The organism is Candidatus Cardinium sp. cByotN1, from assembly GCF_022810525.1.
GTDB lineage: Bacteria > Bacteroidota > Bacteroidia > Cytophagales > Amoebophilaceae > Cardinium.
Map to the genome: position 1 here is coordinate 1 of NZ_JAACGG010000010.1, position 7,198 is coordinate 7,198.

Below are 7,198 nucleotides of genomic sequence, written 5' to 3' on the forward strand. Positions count from 1 at the left end.
TTTTTTGCTTACTTCTTTATGAAGAAAAAAGTAAGATAAAAAACTTATAATCAAATAAAAACAATTAAAAATTCCTTAAGTTGAAGCCATTGTCTGTTCAGCGCATTGGTAAAAAAAAGTGGAATAAAAAAGCAAGCCCTCTCATTAGATTGGACCTTTTACAAAAAGGCAATTATGTTTTCAATCCTAAAATTGGTCTTAATTGGTCAAGATAAAATTGTTCTTTTTCTCTCATAATTAATTGATCTTCTGGTTTTTGGTCATCATAAGATAAAAGGTGTAATAGACCATGCACCATCACCATATAGAGTTCTTCCACCATTTTGCGGTTATATGTTTGGGCATTTTCCCTGACACGCTCAATGCTTATGTAAACATCTCCTAAAATAGTTTCAGTATGTTGGGTATAGTTAAATGTAATCACATCTGTTAAGGTGTCATGGCCCAAGTAGGTTATATTTTGGCCATGTAAATAGTTGTCTGTACAAAAAATAAAGTTCAGATGATCTAGTGTGTATCCTTCTTGCGCAATAACCCTTTGCAACCAAGCAGATATTTTTCTTTTTTCCTTTAGTTGAAAACTAATTTCTTCTGAAAAGTAATAAATATTCATATTGATCTTATTATCTTGCATTAGCAAACGATCAGATAAGCTTTTAAGCTAGCCTATTTGACCGTAAAGTAAATTACGGTTTATTCCGCTAAAAGTACGATATGTCTACTCATGATCAGTTTATTCCTATTCAACCCAAAGCCAGTTATTGGCCGATTACCATCCTCCATAAAAACCAGCATGTTTTTTTAAAGGAAGTAGTTAATAAAAGTTTTCAAGCTTTGTGTGCACGTTATCCAATGGATACGGCACTTTACCGAATATTGGCGCAAACCACTACTAGGGAATTGGCTCGAATAGCATCAGATCCGTGGCGTTGTGACCCTAAAGATGATGGCTCCTTTTGGGCAACTATGGCATCTTCTATTGAAAATAAAATAGACCCAAAGCTACTTTTAAAGCATGTTATAGAACGTTATGTCAGGGAGATTTGTAGTTACTTTAGTGTTGGCCATTATCAGTGTATAGCCAGATGTACACACCATACCTTGATTCATCTTCTTAAACCTCATTGTTTTGGGTTTGGAGCAGGCCGTTGGACCTTACCCAGTAAAAGGTTAGAAGAAAAATTTCATTTGATGGGTCAAACCAATATAGTGCGGGCATTGGCTAAAATAGGGACTGTTGTTCTAGTACCTACTCATACCAGCAATTGGGATTCTATGGTGATAGGGTTGGCTATGAAACAGTTAGGATTACCTCCTTTGACTTGGGGGGCCGGATTGAATTTATTTAACAATAGGGGGTTTCATTATGTTTTTAATAAATTAGGTACCTATAAAGTAGATCGGCGTAAAAAAACCATACCCTACTTACAAACTCAGAAAGATTATGCTTGTCTGATACTGGAATGGGGCTGTCATACCTTATTTTATCCGGGTGGAACCCGCAGCCGTTTAGGTGCTATAGAGTCTGATTTAAAATTAGGCTTATTAAGTACCCCTTTTGAGGCACAGGAAAATAATTTTCGAAATCAAGGAATAAATGGTAAGAAATTGTTTATTGTTCCTATAGTATTAAACTACCATTGTGTCTTAGAGGCCTATGAGCTGATACGTGAATCGATGCAAAAGGGATCTATTGTTTCTGGTAATGTCCAGCCAAACGGTTGTTGTACCAACCTGGTATTTAGCAAAAATATATTATTTAAGGGTTCAGAATTATTTATTAACATAGGTCCTCCCTTAGATGTAATGGGGAATAGCGTCGATATGGAAGGACGTAGTTATAATGACCAAGGTCAAGCAATAGATTTATATGAGCAGTTTCTCCATTTACCTATAAAAATGGATACTAGAAAGCGTTCAGATCAGTCTGTTAAAATGCTTAGTCATAAGATTGTGGCAAGCTACTACCGCATTAATATGGTACTAAGTAGCCACTTAGTAGCTTTTGTAGTCTATGCATTGGCTCAAAAAAAAGAAGGATTTTCAATGGATCTAAACCATATCATAATCTCTTATGCCGATTTCATGGTAGCCTTTGGTCATGTTTATAAAGCGTTAGCGTTGCTATATACAGAAAAAAAAATAGATTTTACCCCGATTGTACGGAGTGGTCAATTGGATGTTATCGCTAAAGATGGGTGGACTAAATTGGGGATATATCATGCTCAACCACCATTAGTCGTAACTAAAAGTGGCGATCTACTTATTCAAGATCTATTAACATTATGCTACTATCATAATAGGCTTACTGGTTATGGACTCGAAGCAATTTTTTCCTAATAAAGTGGTAACTGTTTTAGGGGCTGGTAAATTTGGTACGGCTGTTGCGAATCTATTGTCACCTCATGTAAGCTGTCTGTTCTTATATACGCATAAAGCGGAACGTGCGCTTGCATCCCAAACCAGCCGTAGCATTGCGGATCAATCTTTGGCACCTAATATCATTGTTACCAATGATTTGACAACAGCCTTGTCTGCTGCTTCTGTTATTTTCCCGGTAGTACCTGCTGCTAAATTTCGTGGGTTGATGCAACAAATTGCTTCCTACCTCAGACCAGATCAGATATGCATACATGGTACCAAGGGATTAGATGTTTCCGAGCATGCTCCGCTTACATGGGGCCATCTGTTTACCATGAGTAAGGTAATTGTACAAGAAACACCGCTTCGAAAAGTTGGTTGTTTGGCGGGGCCTAATTTGTCTGGTGAATTAGCGCAAAAACATCCAGCTGTTACAGTGGTGGCTAGTGCTTCATCAGAGGTTTTAGCGCTAGGGGAGCAGCTGTTAAGTAATGATTGGTTTCGTGTCTATCCTAGTCATGATCTACTCAGTGTAGAAATGTGTAGTGTGTTAAAAAATATTTTTGCCATTGGTGCAGGTATAATAGGGGGGATGGGGTATCAATCTAATACCTATGCCTTTTTCCTTACTATGTCTATTGCAGAAATGGGTGACATCATGGCTGCTATGGGTATAGGCAAAACGGCTCTATTTGGGCCAGCTGGTTTAGGAGATTTAATAGCCACGTGCGGTAGTAAGGCCAGTAGAAACTATACAATTGGTTACCGTTTAGCAAGAGGTGAAAAACTAACTGCTATATTAAGTCAGGCAAAAGAGGTTTCCGAAGGCGTACAAACGGTTAAACTCATTCACCGAGCCATGCAATCTTGTGGGAAACAGGCACCCATTACTGCAACCATCTATCGGATCCTTTTTGAGGAGTGCTCATTAGACTGCTTGTATAAGTCGCTTATGTTAATTTAATGCCCCTTATACAATAGTTGCTCATCGCAACTATTTGACAAGAGGCGTTTTGCCTAGAACTCCTATAGCCTTGAATGTATACGAAAAAACTGCCTCGTATCATTGGGTTGAACTCAATACTTTTAAAAAGTATTTGTAGCTTTGCATTAGGCCTAATGTTTACAGTCCATTTATTTTATTATTTATAGTTCAGGAAGCCACTGCTCGTATAGCCGTTTTAACCATTTATGGCGACTTCTAAGCATTGGTGGCAGTGTTCTATGTTGATTAATCTTTATTCTCATCATTCTAGTTTTGCAAATCAACGACTTCATAGCACTTTACCAAACACAAACAGTGCTCACTAAGCTTACAGACTACTTGAAACAAGATCCGCAAGATAGGGTTCTTTATTTACAAGGGATTCAAGGCAGCTTAGATGCACTACTGATTGCAGCACTGCAACAAAATGCTACCCAATTACAGTTGGTTGTCGTTGAAAACAAAGAAGCAGCATCGGCCATCTATGGAGATTTAACCCATCTATTGCCCGACCACTCTGTTCTGCTTTTACCTAGTTTAGCACAAAACGATGATCAGTATAAAATTATTCAAAACAAACGATATGCTATCATACAGGCTATAAGCGAAAGTACATCTGCCCCATTAGTGGTCACCCATATAGCTGCTGTGCTAGAAAACATCTTAGACCCATCCCTAGTTAACACTATGTGTTACAGAATAATGGTAGACCAAATCTTGTGCATGCAAACATTGGAAAGCATTCTTAGGCAAAAAGGGTTCTTGAAAGTAGATTTTGTTTATAGCACAGGTCAATTTGCGATACGTGGTGGTATTATTGATATTTATCCCGTCAACCAATCGGCTCCCTACCGAATAGAACTATGGGGTGATCAAGTGGCTACGATCCGTATTTTTGACCCTAAAGACCAGAAATCTTTTAAAAAGGTAAGTGTGGCAACCATTTTATCTAATCCAGAAACGATAACGGAAGAGCAATTGGTCTACACCTCCTTTGCAGCTTGTCTACCAGCAGGAAGTTGTATTTGGCTAAAAAATGAAACAAAGCTTTTAGAACAATTATCCAGCCAAACTACCCAGCCATCTGCTGGCCATACCCTGGCAACTATGGAAAGCTTTATGGCATCTATTCTGCCTTTTCATCAAATTATATTTGGGGCAGAAGATAGACAAAGTTCGACAGCTACATGGCCATTGGAAGTGGTGTCTCGTAATCGGTCTAATGACTTGGTAATAAATTACCATACTGAAAAGCAACCTTTTTTTAAACAAAATTTTGACCTTCTAGCTGATGATCTTTGTAAAAAAGTCGAGCAAGACTATCAGGTATATATTACGGCTACTTCTGCAGGACAATTGGCACGGTTGCATACTATTTTAGAAGATAAAACACCCAAAGCAGCTTTTACACCATTATTACTGAGTTTACGAGAAGGTTATATAGACCATACAGCCAAAATAGTATGTTATACAGATCACCAAATTTTTAATAGATACTATAAGTATCACTCACCTAAACAGCATTCCACAGCAGAAACTTTATTAGCTGATGCATGCAGGAAGCTAGAAATTGGCGATTATGTGGTCCATAATGACTATGGCATTGGCCGATTTTCAGGGTTACATTCCTTGTCTATTAATGGACAGCAGCAGGAAGCCATTCGATTGATCTATAAAAACAACGACATGGTTTATGTTAATGTGCATGAACTATACAAAATTAGCAAATATACTAGTAAGGATGGTACAATCCCTACTATGCATATATTGGGTAGTTCTGTCTGGCAACGTAAAAAGAATAGTGTTAAAAAACAGATCAAAGATATTGCCAAAGAACTGATTACACTTTATGCAGAACGTAAAAAATCGGTAGGTTTTGCTTTTGGGGCAGATACGTCACTAGATGCAGCATTAGCCTCTTCCTTTTGTTATGAGGAAACACCAGACCAAGCACTGGCCATTGCTGCTGTTAAAGCAGACATGGAACGCCCTATTCCCATGGATCGGTTGATTTGTGGTGATGTGGGGTTTGGTAAAACAGAGATAGCGATTCGTGCCGCTTTTAAGGCTGCAGAACATGGTAAACAAGTAGCTGTCCTGGTCCCTACTACTATTTTAGCCTTACAACACTACAACTCCTTTATCAATAGATTGTCTGCTCTACCGATTCACGTCAGTTACATCAACCGATTTAAAACCAAACAAGAAATACAAAAAACCCTCTTAGATACTGCTTCTGGAAAAGTGGATATTCTTATTGGTACGCACAAACTACTCACCAATGATGTACAATTCAAAGACTTAGGCTTGTTGATTATTGATGAAGAACAGAAATTTGGTGTCAATGCCAAAGAAAAGTTAAAAAAGATACGTTTGAATGTAGATACGTTGACATTAACGGCTACCCCTATTCCACGTACGCTCCATTTTTCCCTTATGGGTGCCAGAGATTTGAGTATTCTCAATACACCTCCTACTAATAGATTACCTGTCCAAACAAAATGGCATTACTTTGATTTTAAAATCATTAAAAAAGCGATAGAAGAAGAGGTCTCTCGTGGAGGGCAAGTCTTTTTTGTACATAATAGGGTAAGTAATATTAACGCTATGGCTCAAAGTTTATCAGATTTGCTGCCTACTGTACGCATCTGTGTGGCCCATGGCCAAATGGCTGGCTCTATGCTAGAAGAAAAAATATTACAGTTTATAGTAGGTAGTTATGATATATTGGTGGCAACTAGTATTATAGAGTCTGGAATAGACATGCCTAATGTCAATACCATTATTATCAATGACAGTCATATTTTAGGTCTTGCTGACTTACATCAAATGCGTGGAAGGGTGGGCCGTTCTAATGTGCAAGCTTTTTGTCACCTATTGATACCAGAAGAAGTAACCCTTACTTCAGAAGCCAAGCTAAGATTGGCTGCATTAGAAGAATGTGCAGAACTAGGCGATGGCTTTAAACTCGCTATGCGTGATCTAGACATACGTGGTGCAGGTGATCTGCTTGGTGCAGCGCAAAGTGGATTTATAGCAGATATTGGCTTTGATACCTATTGTAAAATATTGGAAGAGGCTGTAGAAGAAGTTAAGCAAGAAGATTTTAAAACGCTCTTTTCAAGTGATGCTAGGGGGTTATACAACGATTGCTCCATTGAAACAGATTGCCAAGCCCTTTTACCGCCTGAATATGTACAAAGTACTACGCAACGAATGACCCTTTACACTAGGCTAAATGAACTTAAAAATAGCATCCAGTTAGCACACTTTAAAGATGAATTAATTGATAGGTTTGGCCCATTGCCTACTGCTACCAAAACCCTATTGGAAACCGTAGAGCTAAGATGGGAAGGGGAACGCATTGGTTTTGAAAAAATTTTATTTAAAGGTCAGCGTTTACATTGCTACCTAGGAGCTGATTTTCCCAAAAGACATGGTAGCACCTGGGACCATATTATGCACTATATGCAGCAACATCCAGCTTGTTGTCAATTAAAAAAGATGGGGAAAAATCTGATGCTAACCCTTACTGTAGCTTCTAATAGTGTCCTTGCAGCAAGGAATCTGCTGGCTACTATAGGTAGATCTAATCTCGATAGGGCTATTTAGTTTGTACCGGGAACGGCATATCAGATCTATTTTTGGGATCTATTCCCCATTTTTTCAAGATCAGGAACAAAAAGAAAAGTATTTGTTCACGCAATGGCGTCAACTTAAAGAATTAATTGATTATTATATATAATAACATATAAAAAAACGCCCCTTGTAAAATAGTTGCGATCAGAAAGTGACCCTTATAGCTGAAATAGAAAAACAGCTGCAATGGATGTTGCAGGGTGGATTCTGTTT

Annotated in this window: 4 protein-coding genes; 3 read left to right on the forward strand and 1 reads right to left on the reverse strand. The window is 38.1% G+C overall.

Annotation, left to right across the window (positions count from 1 at the left end):
* Nucleotides 1-172: 172 nt before the first annotated feature.
* A complete protein-coding gene (gene ybeY, locus MUW73_RS00410) occupies nucleotides 173-634 on the reverse strand; it encodes an rRNA maturation RNase YbeY (RefSeq protein ID WP_243575138.1) in 462 nt (153 codons plus the stop codon).
* Between the two features lie 80 nt (nucleotides 635-714).
* Between ybeY and MUW73_RS00415 the strand changes: the two genes are divergently transcribed.
* The 3 genes from MUW73_RS00415 (at nucleotide 715) to mfd (ending at nucleotide 6,958) form a co-directional block, all read left to right on the forward strand.
* Entirely contained in the window at nucleotides 715-2,340 is a 1,626-nt protein-coding gene (locus MUW73_RS00415; protein WP_243017899.1) for a 1-acyl-sn-glycerol-3-phosphate acyltransferase, read from the forward strand.
* Nucleotides 2,315-3,325 (forward strand): NAD(P)H-dependent glycerol-3-phosphate dehydrogenase, encoded by a 1,011-nt coding sequence (locus tag MUW73_RS00420; RefSeq protein ID WP_243017900.1) that lies wholly within the window; start codon nucleotides 2,315-2,317, stop codon nucleotides 3,323-3,325. The genes MUW73_RS00415 and MUW73_RS00420 overlap by 26 nt, the downstream gene beginning before the upstream one ends.
* A gap of 294 nt (nucleotides 3,326-3,619) precedes the next feature.
* Nucleotides 3,620-6,958 (forward strand): transcription-repair coupling factor, encoded by a 3,339-nt coding sequence (mfd, locus tag MUW73_RS00425; protein ID WP_243575139.1) that lies wholly within the window; start codon nucleotides 3,620-3,622, stop codon nucleotides 6,956-6,958.
* Nucleotides 6,959-7,198 lie beyond the last annotated feature (240 nt).

Excerpts from the sequence above, each read along its gene's own strand:
- ybeY (WP_243575138.1), bottom strand. The coding sequence starts at position 634 with ATGCAAGATAATAAGATCAATATGAATATTTATTACTTTTCAGAAGAA.
- MUW73_RS00415 (WP_243017899.1), top strand. The coding sequence starts at position 715 with ATGTCTACTCATGATCAGTTTATTCCTATTCAACCCAAAGCCAGTTAT.
- MUW73_RS00420 (WP_243017900.1), top strand. The coding sequence starts at position 2,315 with ATGGACTCGAAGCAATTTTTTCCTAATAAAGTGGTAACTGTTTTAGGG.